This is a genomic window from Streptomyces sp. NBC_00237, assembly GCF_026342435.1.
Lineage (GTDB): Bacteria > Actinomycetota > Actinomycetes > Streptomycetales > Streptomycetaceae > Streptomyces.
The window spans coordinates 353312-370127 of record NZ_JAPEMT010000001.1; the positions used below are offsets into that span (position 1 = coordinate 353312).

The following is a 16816-nucleotide window of genomic DNA, read 5'->3' on the forward strand; positions in this document are numbered from 1 at the left end:
TACCGACCGATCGTTCGGTTCGTTGACTTCAATGGTGGGGCGGCGGCCCGTAGGGTGTCAACCTCTGTGGACAACTGGCCGACGCGTGCTGATCGGGGCGGGATGGATTCGTACGACGACAAGGCCCTGGGCGGCGAGGACGAGGCCCCGGGCGGCGACGCGACCCCGGCGGCCCTCGCCACCCCGGCCCCCTTCCCGGCCCTGGAATCCCCCCGGATGCCGGATGTCCCGCAGTCCGAGAACGCCGACGCGGCCCCGCCCGCCGAGACCCCCGGCATCGCCGGGCTGTCCTTCCCGTCCCAGGTCGTCGCGGCCCTCGCCCTCGCCCTGGTCGGCGTCACCGCGCTCGTCCACCTCGGCATGGTGTTCCTGCACGTCACCCCGGCGAACACGCTGTCCAAAGAGCACAGCGAGACGGTGAACAGCTGGATCAACCCCGAGTTCGAGCAGAACTGGAAGCTCTTCGCGCCCAACCCGCTCCAGCAGAACGTCGCCGTCCAGGCCCGCGCCCAGATCCGCACCCAGAGCGGCCAGTGGCGCATCACCGAGTGGATCGACTTCTCCGCGAAGGACGCCGAGGAGATCCGCGGCAGCGTGCTCCCCAGCCACACCGACCAGAACGAGCTGCGCCGAGGCTGGGACTTCTACACCAACTGGCACAACGACAAGAACGAGTCGCTGGGCATGCGCGGGGACGTCTCCGCGCGCTACGTCCGGCGGATCCTGCTGGAGCGGATGTCCGCCCTCGACATGGGCGGCAAGGTCGTCCGCATCCAGGCCCGTTCGACCACGACCTCGGTGAAGCCTCCGCCGTGGAGCACGGAGAAGATCTCCACCACGCCCGTGTACCGGACGCTGCCCTGGTGGACGGTGAAGCAGGCGGACCTGACGAAGGTCGCCGACGAGGCGGGAGTGACCAGGTGAGTGGCGACCGGGTGAGCGGTGACCAGGTGAGTGGCGACCGTATGAGTACCGCCACAAGGTTCCTCGGCACGGCGCAGCATCATCTCCAGCGGGGTGTCCAGCGCGTCACCGCCGCAGCCCTCGGCCCGTACCAGACGGCTGTCGTACGCATCGGCTTCGCCGGGACCTGGCTGCTGTTCCTGCTGCGCGAGCTGCCGCACCGGCACGAGCTGTACGGGCCCGAAGGCCCGTGGGGCTGGGACATGGGCCGGGAGCTCGTCGCTGACAACGGCGCGTTCACCGTGCTGTTGTGGACCGACAGCACCCTGTGGTTCGAGCTCGTGTACGTCCTCGCGATCGTCTCCAGCGCACTGCTGATGGTGGGCTGGCGCACCCGTACGACGTCCGTGCTGTTCATGATCGGCGTGCTGTCGCTGATGAACCGCAGCGTCTTCATGGGCGACGGCGGCGACAACGTCATCCATCTGATGGCGATGTACCTGGTGCTCACCCGCTGCGGCCAGGTGTGGTCGCTGGACGCGCGACGGGTGAAGGCCGCCGGTGGCGCGGTCGCCGCTGTCGTACGGGACCGGGTGGGGCCCGCACTGTGGACGGTGCTCGGTGTCGCCCTCGCGGCGGTCACCTTCCTGGGGCTGCTGAGCTGGGGCTGGGCCCTGGTCTTCTGGGCGCTGCTGCTCACGCACCTCTTGTGGTGGGCCGTCTGCCGGTACGCGGACGGTGAGCCGAGGCGGCTGGCGGACGTCCTTTCGAACCTCGTCCACAACGCCGGTCTGCTGATCATCATGGCCGAGGTCTGCTTCGTCTACGCGACGGCCGGCTGGTACAAGGTGCAGGGCTCGCGCTGGCAGGACGGCACCGCGATCTACTACCCGCTGCACCTGGACTACTTCACGCCGTGGCCGTGGCTGTCCGAGCTGCTGTCCTCGCACGGCACGATGGTGATGCTGGTGACGTACGGCACGGTGATCGTGCAGGTCGCGTTCCCGTTCACGCTGTTCAACCGGCGGGTGAAGAACGTCCTGCTGGCGCTGATGATCGTGGAGCACGCGAGCATCGCGGTGCTGCTGGGACTGCCGTTCTTCTCGATGGCGATGATCGCCGCGGACGCGGTGTTCCTGCCGACCGTGTTCCTGGTGTGGCTGGGCGGGCGGGCCACGCGGGTACGGGACCGGGTGCTGCGCCCGTCGCCGGGCAGGGGCAAGGTGCCCGAGCGGCGTCCGGAGGGTCAGGAGCAGCCCCGTACGCTCGTGGGGTGAGCAGCGAGAACATTCCGGTGGTTCCGGTCGAAGAGCCCGTCCTGGAGGCCGTTCCGGAGGCCGCCCAGGAGCCCGCCCAGGAGCCCGCCCAGGAGCCCGTCCAGTACGACGACGGATTCGGCAGCGAGATCGGTGTCGGCCCGCACCCCGAGCCCTGGCCCGAGAGTGAGCGGTACGACCCCGAGCTGCTCGCGCACGGCGACCGGCGCAATGTCGTCGATCCGTACCGGTACTGGACGCGGGAGGCGATCGTCGCCGACCTGGACACCCGGCGGCACGACTTCCACGTGGCCGTGGAGAACTGGGGCCACGACTTCAACATCGGGTCCGTGGTGCGTACCGCGAACGCCTTCCTCGCGAAGGAGATCCACATCGTGGGGCGGCGTCGCTGGAACCGGCGCGGGGCCATGGTCACCGACCGCTACCAGCACGTGCGCCACCACCCGGACACCGAGTCGCTGACCGCGTGGGCGGCGGCCGAGGGCCTGCCGATCATCGGTATCGACAACCTGCCGGGGGCGGTCCCCCTGGAGCGGACGGTGCTGCCCGAGCGGTGTGTGCTGCTGTTCGGGCAGGAGGGACCCGGGCTCACCGAGGAGGCGCGGGCGCACGCGTCGATGGTGTGCTCGATCGCGCAGTTCGGGTCGACGCGGTCGATCAACGCGGGGGCCGCGGCGGCCATCGCGATGCACGCCTGGGTGCAGCGGTACGCGGACGTGCCGGAGCCGTCGTAGGCCCTTGAGGGGCGGGGAATGCCGCGGTCCGCGTTGGGGGTGCGCACCGCGGCATCCGTTTGTCCGGTACGTCGCCGTCACGCCTGGCGGCGTACCTCCACCGTCCGGAAGCGGTTGGCCACGAACGCGCCGTCGCACAGTGCGGCGTTCGCGGCCGGGTTGCCGCCGGAACCGTGGAAGTCGGAGAACGCGGCGGTCTGGTTGACGTACACCCCGCCCGTCAGGTTCAGCGAGAGCTGCGCGGACTCCTCCAGGCAGACCTCCTCGACGGCCCTCTCCACCTCGTTGGACGTCGTGTACGCGCCGACCGTCATGGCGCCCTTGTCGCGGACCGTACGGCGCAGCAGCTCGACCGCGTCGGCCGTGGAGTCCATGGCGACGGCGAAGGACACCGGGCCGAAGCACTCCGAGAGGTAGGCCGCCTCAGCGTCCGGCTTCGCGCCGTCCAGTTTGACGATGACGGGCGTACGGACCGTCGCGTCGGGGAAGTCGGGGTTGGCGATCTCCCGTGAGGGGAGGGCGACTTCACCGAGTCCGGCCGCGGCCTCCAGACGGGCCTTCACGTCCGGGTTGACCAGCGCGCCCAGCAAGGCGTTCGCACGGGCGTCGTCGCCGAGCAGGCCGCCGACCGACTTCGCGAGGTCGCCGACCACCTCGTCGTACGACTTGGCGCCCGCGTCGGTGGTGATGCCCTCGCGGGGGATGAGGAAGTTCTGCGGGGTGGTGCACATCTGGCCGCTGTAGAGGGACAGCGAGAACGCCAGGTTGGAGAGCATGCCCTTGTAGTCGTCGGTGGAGTCGACGAGCACCGTGTTGACGCCGGCCTTCTCCGTGTAGACCTGCGCCTGGCGGGCGTTGGCCTCCAGCCAGTCGCCGAACGCCGTCGACCCCGTGTAGTCGATGATCTTGATCTCGGGGCGGGTGGCGAGCGTCTTGGCGATGCCCTCGCCGGGGCGCTCGGCGGCCAGCGCCACCAGGTTGGGGTCGAAGCCCGCCTCGGCGAGGACCTCGCGGGCGACCTTCACCGTCATGGCGAGCGGCAGCACCGCGCGCGGGTGCGGCTTGACCAGGACCGGGTTGCCGGTGGCCAGCGAGGCGAACAGGCCCGGATAGCCGTTCCAGGTGGGGAAGGTGTTGCAGCCGATGAGCAGCGCGATGCCGCGCGGGACTGCCGTGAACGCCTTCGACAGGTTGAGCGGGTCGCGCTTGCCCTGCGGCTTCGACCAGTCGGCGGCGGCGGGCACGCGGGTCTGCTCGACGTAGGCGTACGCCACCGCTTCCAGGCCGCGGTCCTGGGCGTGCGGGCCGCCCGCCTGGAGCGCCATCATGAATGCCTGGCCGCTGGTGTGCATGACCGCGTGCGCGAACTCGTGCGTGCGGGCGTTGATCCTGGCCAGGATCTCCAGACAGACCACGGCGCGCGCCTCGGGGCCCGCGTCGCGCCAGGCGCCCATGCCGGCGCGCATGGCGGGCAGCAGGACGTCGATGTCGGCGTGCGGGTACGAGACGCCCAGCTCGGGACCGTACGGGGAGACTTCGCCGCCGTCGGAGGCGGAGCCGCCCACCCAGCCGTCGGTGCCCGGCTGGCCGTCCAGCTCGAAGCGGGTGTTCTTCAGCGCTTCGAACGCCGCGAGGCCGTCGGCCGCCGCGCTCTCGCCGTACGCCTTGGGGTGCTCGGGGTGCGGGGACCAGTAGGCGCGCGTGCGGATCGCGTCGAGGGCCTGGTCGAGTGTGGGCCGGTGGGTCTCGGTCAGCTGCGTCAGCTTCTGGGGCGACTGCATTGCGCGGACCAACTCCTCGTCGAGATGGGCTGTCGAGCTGGGCTCGGGGTGGGTGCGGACTGCGCTCGGGCTGGGCGTGGACCGCGCTCGGGCTGGGCTGTGACGGTCGGACACGGTTAGAGTAACCGAACGATCGGTCGGGACAAGGGGGCCGACGTAAACCTGTGGATAACCCGTCCTGGAGGATTGGCCGCATGACAGCAATCGAGCGCGCCCGCACCGTCGCCGTCGTCGGGGCCGGGACCATGGGGCAGGGCATCGCCCAGGTCGCCCTCCTCGCCGGGCACCCCGTCCGTCTCTTCGACGTGGACGCCCAGCAGACCACCGCTGCGGACGCCTCCGTACGTTCCCGGGTGGAGCGCCTGGTGGAGAAGGGGCGGCTGGGTCGTGCGGAGGCCGATGAGGCGCTCCTGCGGCTGTATCCGGCGTACGACCTGCGGGATCTCTCGGACGCCGCGCTCGTCGTCGAGGCGGTCGTTGAACAGCTTCCGGTCAAGCAGCAGCTGTTCCGCTCCCTTGAGGAGCTCGTCTCCGCGGACTGTCTGCTCGCCACGAACACGTCCTCGCTGTCCGTCACCGCCGTCGCGGGTGCTTTGAAGCATCCGGGGCGCTTCGTCGGCATGCACTTCTTCAATCCCGCGCCCCTGCTCCCCCTCGTGGAGGTCGTCAGCGGCTTCGCGACGGACGCCGACGCCGCCACGCGCGCGTACGACACCGCGCTCGCCTGGGGGAAGACGCCCGTGCGCTGCGCCGACACCCCCGGCTTCCTGGTCAACCGGATCGCCCGCCCCTTCTACGCCGAAGCCTTCGCGGTGTACGAGGAGCAGGCCGCCGACCCGGCCACCATCGACGCCGTGCTGCGCGAGTCCGGGGGCTTCCGGATGGGCCCCTTCGAGCTGACCGACCTGATCGGCCAGGACGTCAACGAGGCCGTCTCCCGTTCGGTGTGGGAGGCGTTCCACCAGAGCCCCAAGTTCGTGCCGTCGCTGCCGCAGCGCCGCCTGGTGGAGTCCGGGCGGCTCGGCCGCAAGACGGGACACGGCTGGTTCCCGTACGCGGACGGCAGCGCGAAGCCGCAACCGAACACCGCACCGCCGGAGCAGGCGCCCGCGCACGTCACCGTCACGGGTGACTTCGGGCCCGCCGCCGAGGTGCTCGCGATGCTGGACGAGGCGGACGGCATCGAGGTCAAGCGGCTGGTGTCGGGCGGCCCGTACATCGGGCTCCCCAGTGGCGGTCAGCTCGCCCCCGTCGACGGGCACACCTCCGTGGAGTACGACGACGTCGTCTACTTCGACCTCGCCCTCGACTACCGGTCCGCCACCCGCATCGCCCTCGCGGCCTCCGCGGACGTCTCCGAGGTCACCCTCAAAGAGGCGATCGGGCTCTTCCAGGCGCTCGGCAAGGACGTCAGCGTCATCGGCGACGTACCCGGAATGATCGTCGCGCGCACTGTCGCGATGCTCGTCGACCTGGCGCTGGACGCCGTCGCGAAGGGTGTCGCCACCCCTGGTGACATCGACACGGCGATGCGCCTGGGTGTGAACTACCCGCGCGGGCCGCTCGAATGGGGCCGCGAACTCACCGGCGACTGGTCCTTCGACCTGCTCACCGCCCTGCACCAGCGCTGCCCGACCGGGCGCTACGCCCCGTCGCTCGCGCACTACCGGCAGGGGTACGCCGACCAGGCGGACACGGTCGCAGAGGAGGGCACGGGATGACCACCACGGACCGTCAGGGCGCGGCCAAGCGGGACACGTACACCCCGGAGACGCTGCTCGCCGTGGCGGTGAGCGTCTTCAACGAGCGCGGCTACGACGGCACGTCCATGGAGCACCTCTCCAAGGCGGCCGGGATCTCCAAGTCGTCCATCTACCACCACGTCTCCGGCAAGGAGGAGCTGCTGCGGCGTGCGGTCAGCAGGGCGCTGGACGGGCTGTTCGCCGCTCTGGAGGAGCCGAGGGCACAGAGCGGGCGGGCCATCGAGCGCGTCGAACACGTCACGCGGCGCACCGTCGAGGTGCTGATGGCGGAACTGCCGTACGTGACCCTCCTCCTGAGGGTGCGCGGAAACACCCAGACGGAGCGGTGGGCGCTGGAGCGGCGGCGCGAGTTCGACCAGCAGGTCGCGGACCTGCTGAAGGCGGCGGCCGCCGACGGGGACCTGCGGGCCGACGTGGACATCCGGCTGGCGACGCGGCTGCTCTTCGGGATGATCAACTCGCTGGTGGAGTGGTACCGGCCGCATCCCGACGGGGCCGCGGAGCAGGAGCAGCTGGTGGACACCGTCGTACGGATGGCCTTCGACGGGCTGCGTACGGACTGAAGGGTCCGACTCTTCCACCGGTCGCCTCTTCGAGGAGGCCGGTTCAGTCCTGCGCCGGGCGCTGCGGGTCCAGGTCGGTCTCCTCGAACACCAGCAGGGTGCGCGTGCTCAGCACCTCGGGGATGGACTGGATCTTCGTCAGAACCAGCTCGCGCAGGGTGCGGTTGTCCGGGGTGTGCACCAGCAGCAGTACGTCGAAGTCGCCGCTGACCAGCGCTATGTGCGACGCGCCCGGCAGCGCCTGGAGCTCCTCGCGGACCGTCCGCCACGAGTTCTGGACGATCTTGAGAGTGATGTACGCGGAGGCTCCCTGGCCCGCCCTCTCGTGGTCGACGCGGGCGCTGAAGCCCCGGATCACGCCGTCGTCGATGAGCCGGTTGATGCGCGCGTAGGCATTCGCGCGCGATACGTGCACGTGCTCGGCGACCGACCGTATCGAGGCCCGGCCGTCGGTCTGGAGCATGTGCAGGATGTCGCGGTCGATGGCGTCCAGCGGGCGGGCCGGAGGCAGGTCGCGGGGGCGGTCCCTGTGGATATCTCCGCCGTTCTGGGAAATGCCGTCACCCGATCCGGCCATTTGTTCAGCTGCCATGTCCCCCTGCTTCCCCGCCACGGACGTCCTGCCCCCATCCCAGGCTGTGCAGAACCGTTTGTCCACAGGCTGATGCCGCCTGTAGCCAAACTGCATCCACGACCGAACAATCGGTAGGTGAGACGCGCCACATTTCGGCTTCCGGCGCACTCGTGACCATTCCGCTCCTGTGGGTTCTTTACCCGCCGGGACGGGTTGTCCGCACCGCTCCCACGAGGAGGTGTTCGTCGTGACGATTCAAGAGATGCCGGGCAGCACGGCCTACCGGCCCAGCCCTGCCCCGGCCTGGCAGCCGCGTACCGACCCCGCGCCGCTGCTCCCCGACTCCGAGCCGTACCGCGTGCTCGGCACCGAGGCCGCCGCCGGGGCCGACCCCGCGCTGCTGCGCAGGCTGTACGCCGAGCTGGTGCGGGGCCGCAGGTACAACGCGCAGGCCACGGCACTCACCCGGCAGGGCCGTCTCGCGGTGTACCCCTCCAGCACCGGACAGGAGGCGTGCGAGGTCACCGCCGCCATGGTGCTGCGCGAACAGGACTGGCTGTTTCCCTCGTACCGCGACACCCTCGCCGTCGTGGCGCGCGGCCTGGACCCCGTCCAGGCGCTGACGCTGCTGCGCGGTGACTGGCACACCGGCTACGACCCCCGCGAGACCCGCATAGCCCCCCTGTGCACGCCCCTGGCCACCCAGCTGCCGCACGCGGTGGGCCTCGCCCACGCGGCCCGCCTCAAGGGCGACGACGTGGTCGCGCTCGCCATGGTCGGCGACGGCGGCACCAGCGAGGGCGACTTCCACGAGGCGCTGAACTTCGCCGCCGTCTGGCAGGCCCCGGTCGTCTTCCTCGTGCAGAACAACGGCTTCGCCATCTCCGTGCCGCTCGCCAAGCAGACCGCCGCCCCCTCCCTCGCCCACAAGGCCGTCGGATACGGAATGCCGGGCAGGCTGGTCGACGGCAACGACGCGGCGGCCATGCACGAGGTGCTCACCGAGGCCGTCGAGCGTGCCCGGCGCGGCGGCGGTCCCACGCTGATCGAGGCCGTCACCTACCGCATGGAAGCCCACACCAACGCCGACGACGCCACCCGCTACCGCGGTGACTCCGAGGTGGACGCCTGGCGGGCCCACGACCCGATCGCCCTGCTGGAGCGGGAGCTGACGACGCGCGGACTGCTCGACGACGACGGCATACGGGAGGCCAAGGAGGCAGCCGAGACCATGGCCGCCGACCTGCGCGCCGGGATGAACGCGGAGCCGGTGCTCGACCCGATGGACTTGTTCACCCACGTCTACGCGGAGCGCACCGAGCAGCTCCGCGAGCAGGAGGCCCAGTTGCGGGCAGAGCTGCAAGCGGAAGCAGACGCGGAAGCATCTCCAGAAGCGGAGGACGGGCGATGAGCAGCACCACCGTGGCCCCCGGTACGAAGAAGACGGCCGCGAAGCCCGCGAGCATGGCCCAGGCCCTCCAGCGAGCCCTGCGCGACGCGATGGCCGAGGACCCGACCGTGCACGTCATGGGCGAGGACGTCGGCGCGCTCGGCGGCGTCTTCCGCATCACCGACGGGCTGGTCAAGGAATTCGGCGAGGACCGCTGCACGGACACTCCGCTCGCCGAGGCGGGCATACTCGGTGCGGCCGTCGGCATGGCGATGTACGGGCTGCGGCCGGTCGTGGAGATGCAGTTCGACGCGTTCGCCTACCCGGCGTTCGAGCAGCTCGCCAGCCACGTCGCCAAGATGCGCAACCGCACGCGCGGTGCCCTCCCCATGCCGCTCACGATCCGGATTCCGTACGGCGGGGGCATCGGCGGCGTCGAGCACCACAGCGACTCCTCCGAGGCGTACTACATGGCCACGCCGGGGCTGCACGTCGTCACTCCGGCGACCGTCGAGGACGCGTACGGCATGCTGCGCGAGGCCATCGCCTCCGACGACCCGGTCGTCTTCCTGGAGCCCAAGCGGCTGTACTGGTCCAAGGCCGACTGGAAGCCGGACGCCCCGGCAACCGTCGCCCCGATAGGCAAGGCGGTCGTCCGCCGTCCCGGCCGCAGCGCCACCCTGATCACGTACGGGCCGTCCCTGCCGGTTTGCCTGGAGGCCGCGGAGGCGGCGACGGCGGAGGGCTGGGACCTGGAGGTCGTCGACCTGCGCACGCTGGTGCCGTTCGACGACGAGACGGTGGCCGCGTCGGTGCGGCGCACCGGGCGCGCGGTCGTGGTGCACGAGTCCGCCGGGTTCGGCGGACCCGGCGGCGAGATAGCCGCCCGGATCACCGAGCGCTGCTTCCACCACCTGGAGGCCCCCGTGCTGCGCGTGGCCGGGCTGGACGTGCCGTACCCGCCGCCGATGCTGGAGCGCCACCACCTGCCCGGCGTGGACCGGGTACTGGACGCGGTCGCCCGGCTCCAGTGGGAGGACTAGAGATGGCGCACTCTTCTGGAATGGCGAGTCTGGAGTTCAAGCTGCCGGACCTCGGTGAGGGGCTGACCGAGGCGGAGATCGTGCGCTGGCTGGTGAAGGTCGGCGACGTCGTCGCCGTCGACCAGCCAGTGGTCGAGGTCGAGACGGCCAAGGCCATGGTCGAGGTGCCGTGCCCGTACGGGGGCGTGGTCACCGCGCGCTTCGGCGAGGAGGGGACGGAGCTGCCCGTCGGGTCGCCGCTGCTGACGGTGGCGGTGGGCGCGGACGCGTCGGCCGACGCCCCCTCGGCGAACGGCGCCGACACCGATTCCGGTTCGGGGAACGTCCTGGTCGGGTACGGCACGACGGCCCCGGCTGCGCGTCGGCGCAGGGTGCGGCCCGGGGGGATGAGCCCTGCCACGGCTACCGCCGCACCGGTGGCGGCAACGCCTGTCGCGGCTGTCCCGGCTGCGGCTGCCCCGGCTTCCGGCGCGGTGGTCTCCACTGCGATGCCCACTCCCGCCGCGCCCGCAGCTCCGGTGCCGTCCGCCGGTTCCGTGCCGGTGATCTCTCCTCTCGTACGGCGACTGGCCCGCGAGAACGGTCTCGATCTGTGGCAGCTGAGCGGGTCGGGGCCGGACGGGCTCATCCTCCGCGGCGATGTGGAGCAGGCACTCCGCGCGCCAGAGCCCGCCCCAGCCGCTCTCATCGCACCGGCCGTCCCGGCGACCGGAACTCCCGCGCCCGTTACGCGCATCCCCCTCAAGGGCGTGCGCGGAGCCGTCGCCGACAAGCTGTCCCGCAGCCGCCGCGAGATACCCGACGCCACCTGCTGGGTGGACGCCGACGCGACCGAGCTGATGGCCGCCCGCGCCGCCATGAACAGCGTCGGCACCGGTGCCAAGGTGTCGGTCCTGGCGCTGCTCGCCCGCATCTGCACGGCGGCTCTGGCCCGCTTCCCCGAGCTCAACTCCACCGTGGACACCGAGGCCCGCGAGGTCGTCCGGCTGTCCGAGGTGCATCTGGGGTTCGCCGCCCAGACCGAGCGCGGTCTCGTCGTTCCGGTCGTCCGCGACGCGCACACGCGCAGCGTGGACTCCCTGGGCGAGGAGCTCGTACGGCTCACCGACGCGGCCAGGGCAGGCAGGCTCACCCCGGCCCAGCTCACCGGCGGCACGTTCACCCTGAACAACTACGGGGTGTTCGGCGTCGACGGCTCCACGCCGATCATCAACCACCCCGAGGCGGCCATGCTCGGCGTCGGTCGCATCGTGCCGAAGCCGTGGGTGCACGAGGGACAGCTGGCGGTGCGCCAGGTCGTCCAGTTGTCGCTGACCTTCGACCACCGGGTCTGCGACGGCGGCACCGCGGGCGGCTTCCTGCGGTACGTCGCCGACTGCGTCGAGCACCCGGCGGTGCTGCTGCGCAGCCTCTGAGGCCCCAAGGCTCAAGGCCCCGACTGCCCGGGGAGCGTCGCGCCGCTCCGGACGTCCCCTCGCCGACGGCGGGCGAGGGGGCCCGGCCATACTTCGGGGCATGACTGCCCATGCGTATGACGCCGTCGTGCTGTCCGGGGGCGCCGGGCGGCGGCTCGGCCGAGTCGACAAGGCCACCGTGCGGGTCGGCGGCCGGACCCTGCTCGCCCGGGTCCTGACGGCCTGTGACGGGGCCGGAACCACCGTGGTCGTCGGCGGCAGGCACCCCACCGCGCGCCCCGTGACCTGGGCGCGCGAGGACCCGCCCGGCGGCGGGCCGCTGGCCGCGCTCGCCGCCGGGGTCCGCGAGACCCGGGCCGAGACGGTCCTCGTGCTCTCCGTGGACCTGCCGTTCGTGGACCGCGTGACGGTCGACACGCTCGTACGGGCCGTGGCGGGCGACCCGGCCACCAATGCGGCCCTCCTCGTCGACGCCACGCGGCGCGACCAGCCCCTCGTGGCCGTCTACCGGGCCGAGCCCCTGCGCCGCGAACTCGCCCTGCTGGCTGCCGAGTACGGGTCCCTCTCCGGTCTCCCGCTGCGGCTGCTCACCGCCGAGCTCGCCCTCACTCGTGTCACCGCCGCCGATCCCCTCGCCTCCTTCGACTGCGACACCTGGGAAGACATCGCAGCGGCCCGTGCCCGCATCAGGGAGCATGGGCACGTGCTGGATGAATGGATCACCGCAGTCAAGGACGAACTCGGCCTCGATCTCGACGTCGACACCCCCCTCCTCCTCGACCTCGCGCGCGACGCCGCGCACGGCGTCGCCCGACCCGCCGCTCCTCTGACGACGTTCCTGGTCGGTTACGCCGCCGGCCGGGCCGGGGCCGACGGCCCCCAGGCCCTGGCCGAAGCCGTCGCCAAGGCCACCGCTCTCGCGGCCCGCTGGGCAGCCGAGGCCGACGACGCTCCGGGCTCGGGCTCGGGCTCGGGCTCGGGTTCGGGTTCGGGCTCGGGTTCCGGACCCGACGGATCCGGCAGCGGTCAGGCGGGCCCGGCATGAACGACACAGAGCACGAGATCGACGGCATCGACCAGGCCCTCGCCCTCGTCAGCCGTACGCAGCCCGCAGCACCCGCCGTGCCCGCTCCCGCCGCCGAAGCCCCCGCCGAGACGGCCCTCCCGACCGACCCGGCGGACTCCGGGGCCCCCGCCGCAGGACCCGCCAACAGCGACACGGCCCCCGCGCACCCCACCTCCACCCCCTGGCCCGAGGCCCGCGCCGCCGCCGCGCTCGCCGGGCGCACGGCACCGGCCCGCCCCCGCCGCGTACCCCTGGAGCAGGCCCTCGCGCAGATCCTCGCCGAGCCGCTCGAAGCCCTCACCGACCTGCCGTCCTTCGACACCTCCGCCATGGACGGCTGGGCCGTGGCCGGGCCGGGACCCTGGTCCTTCCAGGACGGCGCAGGCATCCTCGCCGGGCGCGCCGCCCCCGACCCGCTGGGCGACGGCGAAGCCGTACGGATCGCCACCGGGGCCCGCATCCCCGCCGAGGCGACCGCCGTCATCCGCAGCGAGCACGCCCACGCCGACGAGGGCAAGCAACGGCTCCACGCGCAGCGCGAGGTGATCCCCGGTCAGGACATCCGCCCGCGCGGCCAGGAGTGCCGCACCGGCGACCGCCTGCTGCCCTCGGGGTCCGTGGTGACCCCTGCGGTCCTCGGACTGGCAGCCGCCGCCGGGTACGACACGCTGCTGACCGTCCCCCGCCCCACCGTGGAAGTGCTCGTCCTGGGCGACGAGTTGCTGACGTCCGGGCTGCCCCGCGACGGCATGGTCCGCGACGCCCTCGGCCCTCTGCTCGCACCGTGGCTGCGGGCGCTCGGCGCGGAGGTGCTGGACACCCGGTGCCTGGGCGACGACCCGGAGGCGCTGCGCAGGGCAGTCCTGGGTTCCGAGGCCGATGTCGTCGTCACCACCGGGGGCACCGCCGCCGGACCCGTCGACCACGTGCACCCGATCCTCGCCGCCATCGGCGCCGAACTCCTCGTGGACGGCGTAGACGTGCGCCCCGGCCACCCCATGCTGCTGGCCAGGATCGCTCCCGACACCCACCTGGTCGGGCTGCCCGGCAACCCCCTTGCCGCCGTGTCCGGTCTGCTGACGCTGGCCGAGCCGCTGCTGCGGGCGCTCGCCCACCGACCGGCCCCCGAGCCGTACCGTGCTCCGGTGCGCGACGACGTTCCCGGCCATCCGGTCTCGACCCGCCTGGTGCCCGTCACCCACCGCGCGGACTCCACCGGAGCGGAGCACGCCGTGCCCCTGCACTACAACGGACCGGCGATGCTGCGCGGGATCGCGGCGGCCGACGGTCTGGCCGTCGTGCCGCCCGGTGGCGCACGGGCCGGAGACGAACTGGAAATCCTCGACCTGCCCTGGGCCGAGGGATGTTTCACGTGAAACATCCGGGCTCATGGAAGCCAGGCCGACCGGAAGGATGTTTCACGTGAAACTGCCAGGCCATGACGCGATGGCACGGGAAGCGGACGAGCACCTGATCACCGCGCCGGTGAAGCTGCCCAAGCGTGTCGTCGAGCGCCCGCTGCGGCAGGTCGCCAAGCGTCTGCTGATGGCGATGGTGGTGCTCGCGGTGACCGTCCTCATCGTGTGGATCGACCGTGACGGCTACCACGACAACTCCGACGGTGGCGTGGATCTCCTCGATGCCGTCTACTACTCGACCGTCACCCTCTCCACCACGGGGTACGGCGACATCGTCCCGTACAGCGACGGGGCGCGGCTCACCAATGTGCTGCTCGTGACGCCGCTGCGGGTTCTGTTCCTGATCATCCTGGTCGGTACCACTCTCGAAGTCCTCACCGAGCGGACGCGGGAAGAGTTCCGGCTGAATCGCTGGAGGTCCCAGTTGCGAGACCACACTGTCGTCATCGGATACGGGACGAAGGGCCGGTCCGCGATGCAGACCCTCATCGCCACGGGTCTGAAGAAGGACCAGATCGTCGTTGTCGACCCGAGCGCGAAGGTCATCGAGACCTGCACGGCGGAGGGCCTGACGGGCGTGGTCGGCGACGCCACGCGCAGCGACGTACTGCTGCGCGCGGAGCTCCAGAGGGCTCGCCAGATCGTCATCGCCACCCAGCGCGACGACACGGCGGTCCTGGTCACCCTCACCGCCCGCCAGCTCAACCGGGGCGCGAAGATCGTCGCCGCGGTCCGTGAGGAGGAGAACGCGCCACTGCTGCGGCAGTCCGGTGCGGACGCCGTCATCACCAGCGCGAGCGCGGCGGGCCGCCTGCTGGGCCTGTCGGTGCTCAGCCCGAGCGCGGGCACGGTCATGGAGGACCTGATCCAGCAGGGTTCGGGCCTGGACCTGATCGAGCGACCGGTCATAAAGAGCGAGGTGGGCAAGAACGTCCGGGAGACCGAGGACCTGGTGGTGAGCGTGCTGCGCGGACACCGGCTGCTCGGTTACGACGACCCGAAGGCCAGCCCCCTCCAGCTCACCGACCGGGTCATCGCGATCGTGCGGGCCGTTCCGGGAGCGGAGGAGTCGGACATGAGGTTCAGCTCGGCGGACTGAGGACTCCGTGTCAGGGAGCCCGACAGCGTACGGGGCGGACGCCCGCCGGAGGGCCCAGTCGGGGCTCTTCGGACTGATCACAGGCACCGGGGGTAGTTTCGTGGCCATGCATGCGATCACGATCCCTGAACCCGGTGGCCCCGAGGCTCTCGTCTGGGCCGAGGTCCCGGACCCCGTCCCGAACGAGGGCGAGGTCCTTGTCGAGGTCGCCGCGAGCGCCGTGAACCGGGCCGACCTGCTCCAGCGGCAGGGCTTCTACGACCCGCCGCCCGGTGCCTCCCGCTACCCCGGTCTGGAGTGCTCCGGCCGGATCGTGGCCCTCGGCGCGGGGGTGCACGGCTGGGCGGTCGGCGAGGAGGTGTGCGCGCTGCTTTCCGGCGGCGGGTACGCGCAGAAGGTCGCCGTACCGGCGGGGCAGCTGCTGCCCGTGCCCGAGGGCGTGGACCTGGTGACGGCCGCCGCGCTGCCGGAGGTCGCCGCGACGGTCTGGTCGAACGTCTTCATGATCGCCCATCTGCGCCCCGGCGAGACGGTCCTCGTCCACGGCGGTGCCAGCGGAATCGGCACCATGGCGATCCAGCTTGCCAAGGCGGTCGGCGCGAAGGTCGCCGTCACGGCAGGCGGTCCGGAGAAGCTGGCGCGGTGCGCGGAACTGGGCGCGGACGTCCTCATCGACTACCGCGAGCAGGACTTCGTACAGGAGCTGCGCAAGGCCACCGACGGCAAGGGCGCGGACGTCATCCTCGACATCATCGGCGCCAAGTACCTCGACCAGAACGTGAAGGCGCTCGCCACCAGCGGCAGGCTCGCCATCATCGGCCTCCAGGGCGGGGTGAAGGGCGAGATCAACCTCAACGCGCTGCTGCGCAAGCGGGCCGCGATCACCGCGACGTCGCTGCGCGGTCGTCCGCTCGGTGAGAAGGCGGCGATCGTGGCGGCGGTGCGCGAGCACGTGTGGCCGATGATCGCTGCGGGACGGGTGCGCCCGGTGGTCGACCGGGTCTTCCCGATGGACCGGGCCCCCGAGGCGCACAGGGCGCTCGACGAGGGCAGCCACATCGGCAAGATCCTGCTGACCACGAGCTGAGCGCGGACGTGCGAAGGGGGCCCTGTTTCACGTGAAACAGGGCCCCCTTCCCATGCCGTCCTAGAGGTACGGGTGCCGTCCTAGAGGTACGGGCCACCCGTGCGCGCTCCGTGGCCGTGGCCGTCGTCCTCGTCGTCCTCGTGCGAGGCACCCGGCGGCAGTGCCCGGCGCATCTGCTCCAACTGGGCGCGCGCAGCCATCTGCTGGGCGAACAGCGCGGTCTGGATGCCGTGGAAGAGCCCTTCGAGCCAGCCCACCAACTGGGCCTGCGCGATGCGCAGTTCCGCCTCGGAGGGGATGGCCTCCTCGGTGAACGGCAGCGACAGGCGCTCCAGTTCCTCGACGAGCTCCGGCGCCAGCCCGTCCTCCAGCTCCTTCACGGAACTGGCGTGAATGTCCTTGAGCCGTACCCGGCTCGCCTCGTCCAGGGGAGCCGCGCGGACTTCCTCCAGGAGTTGCTTGATCATGCTGCCGATCCGCATGACCTTCGCGGGCTGTTCGACCATGTCTGTCACAGGCACCTCGCGCGACTCGTCGTCACCGCCGCCGAGCGCCATTCCGTCCTGCCCGACGACCAGGACTTGGGGGCTCTCTTGCGACCGTTCACTCCTCGGCATCTCCATGCCGACATTCTCTCGTACACGTGCGTCATGAGTGGGTGTGCCCCCGCACAAAGGTGATCCACCTTCGTACGGGGGCACAG

At 71.5% G+C, this 16816-nt stretch carries 15 protein-coding genes; 12 read left to right on the forward strand and 3 right to left on the reverse strand.

What is annotated here, in order from left to right; translation table 11 throughout:
• Positions 1 to 102 precede the first annotated feature (102 nt).
• Genes OG897_RS01390 through OG897_RS01400 form a run of 3 tightly spaced genes read left to right on the forward strand, consistent with a single transcriptional unit; the run spans position 103 to position 2914 of the window.
• Positions 103 to 924, forward strand: coding sequence for a DUF5819 family protein (locus OG897_RS01390; RefSeq protein ID WP_266652037.1), 822 nt, complete (start codon positions 103 to 105; stop codon positions 922 to 924).
• A 41-nt stretch (positions 925 to 965) separates the two neighbouring features.
• Positions 966 to 2180, forward strand: a complete 1215-nt coding sequence (locus tag OG897_RS01395; protein WP_266652039.1) for an HTTM domain-containing protein — start codon at positions 966 to 968, stop codon at positions 2178 to 2180.
• 41 nt (positions 2181 to 2221) lie between these two features.
• Entirely contained in the window at positions 2222 to 2914 is a 693-nt protein-coding gene (locus OG897_RS01400; RefSeq protein ID WP_266656484.1) for a TrmH family RNA methyltransferase, read from the forward strand.
• Between the two features lie 77 nt (positions 2915 to 2991).
• Here the strand turns inward: OG897_RS01400 and paaN are convergent, their stop codons facing one another.
• Positions 2992 to 4695: a phenylacetic acid degradation protein PaaN gene (gene paaN / locus OG897_RS01405; RefSeq protein WP_266652041.1), complete on the reverse strand. Its 1704-nt coding sequence runs from the start codon at positions 4693 to 4695 to the stop codon at positions 2992 to 2994.
• 194 nt (positions 4696 to 4889) lie between these two features.
• On the opposite strand from paaN, the gene OG897_RS01410 reads away from it, so the two are divergent.
• Together OG897_RS01410 and OG897_RS01415 are read left to right on the forward strand one after the other, a co-directional pair.
• Positions 4890 to 6416 carry a 3-hydroxyacyl-CoA dehydrogenase gene (locus OG897_RS01410; RefSeq protein WP_266652042.1) on the forward strand — a complete coding sequence of 509 codons (1527 nt, stop codon included), beginning with the start codon at positions 4890 to 4892 and terminating at the stop codon, positions 6414 to 6416.
• Positions 6413 to 7021, forward strand: coding sequence for a TetR/AcrR family transcriptional regulator (locus tag OG897_RS01415; protein ID WP_266652043.1), 609 nt, complete (start codon positions 6413 to 6415; stop codon positions 7019 to 7021). Before OG897_RS01410 ends, OG897_RS01415 begins: the two co-directional genes overlap by 4 nt.
• 43 nt (positions 7022 to 7064) lie before the next feature.
• Here the strand turns inward: OG897_RS01415 and OG897_RS01420 are convergent, their stop codons facing one another.
• Entirely contained in the window at positions 7065 to 7613 is a 549-nt protein-coding gene (locus tag OG897_RS01420; RefSeq protein ID WP_266652044.1) for an Lrp/AsnC family transcriptional regulator, read from the reverse strand.
• A 229-nt stretch (positions 7614 to 7842) separates the two neighbouring features.
• On the opposite strand from OG897_RS01420, the gene pdhA reads away from it, so the two are divergent.
• From pdhA to OG897_RS01455, 7 genes are all read left to right on the forward strand, one after another.
• The gene (gene pdhA, locus OG897_RS01425; RefSeq protein ID WP_266652046.1) at positions 7843 to 9006 is read left to right on the forward strand and encodes a pyruvate dehydrogenase (acetyl-transferring) E1 component subunit alpha; all 1164 of its coding nucleotides are present in this window, start codon (positions 7843 to 7845) and stop codon (positions 9004 to 9006) included.
• Positions 9003 to 10028, forward strand: a complete 1026-nt coding sequence (locus OG897_RS01430) for an alpha-ketoacid dehydrogenase subunit beta (RefSeq protein ID WP_266652048.1) — start codon at positions 9003 to 9005, stop codon at positions 10026 to 10028. Before pdhA ends, OG897_RS01430 begins: the two co-directional genes overlap by 4 nt.
• A 20-nt stretch (positions 10029 to 10048) precedes the next feature.
• Positions 10049 to 11443, forward strand: coding sequence for a dihydrolipoamide acetyltransferase family protein (locus tag OG897_RS01435; RefSeq protein ID WP_266652050.1), 1395 nt, complete (start codon positions 10049 to 10051; stop codon positions 11441 to 11443).
• Between the two features lie 100 nt (positions 11444 to 11543).
• Complete coding sequence (locus OG897_RS01440) at positions 11544 to 12488, forward strand: NTP transferase domain-containing protein (RefSeq protein ID WP_266652052.1); 945 nt, start codon at positions 11544 to 11546, stop codon at positions 12486 to 12488.
• Entirely contained in the window at positions 12485 to 13885 is a 1401-nt protein-coding gene (locus OG897_RS01445; RefSeq protein WP_266652054.1) for a molybdopterin molybdotransferase MoeA, read from the forward strand. The genes OG897_RS01440 and OG897_RS01445 overlap by 4 nt, the downstream gene beginning before the upstream one ends.
• Before the next feature lie 37 nt (positions 13886 to 13922).
• Positions 13923 to 15026 (forward strand): TrkA family potassium uptake protein, encoded by a 1104-nt coding sequence (locus tag OG897_RS01450; protein WP_266656486.1) that lies wholly within the window; start codon positions 13923 to 13925, stop codon positions 15024 to 15026.
• A gap of 106 nt (positions 15027 to 15132) precedes the next feature.
• Positions 15133 to 16113 carry an NAD(P)H-quinone oxidoreductase gene (locus OG897_RS01455; RefSeq protein WP_266652056.1) on the forward strand — a complete coding sequence of 327 codons (981 nt, stop codon included), beginning with the start codon at positions 15133 to 15135 and terminating at the stop codon, positions 16111 to 16113.
• Between the two features lie 80 nt (positions 16114 to 16193).
• Here the strand turns inward: OG897_RS01455 and OG897_RS01460 are convergent, their stop codons facing one another.
• On the reverse strand, positions 16194 to 16736 hold the full coding sequence (locus tag OG897_RS01460; protein WP_189822471.1) for a bacterial proteasome activator family protein: 543 nt from the start codon (positions 16734 to 16736) through the stop codon (positions 16194 to 16196).
• Positions 16737 to 16816 lie beyond the last annotated feature (80 nt).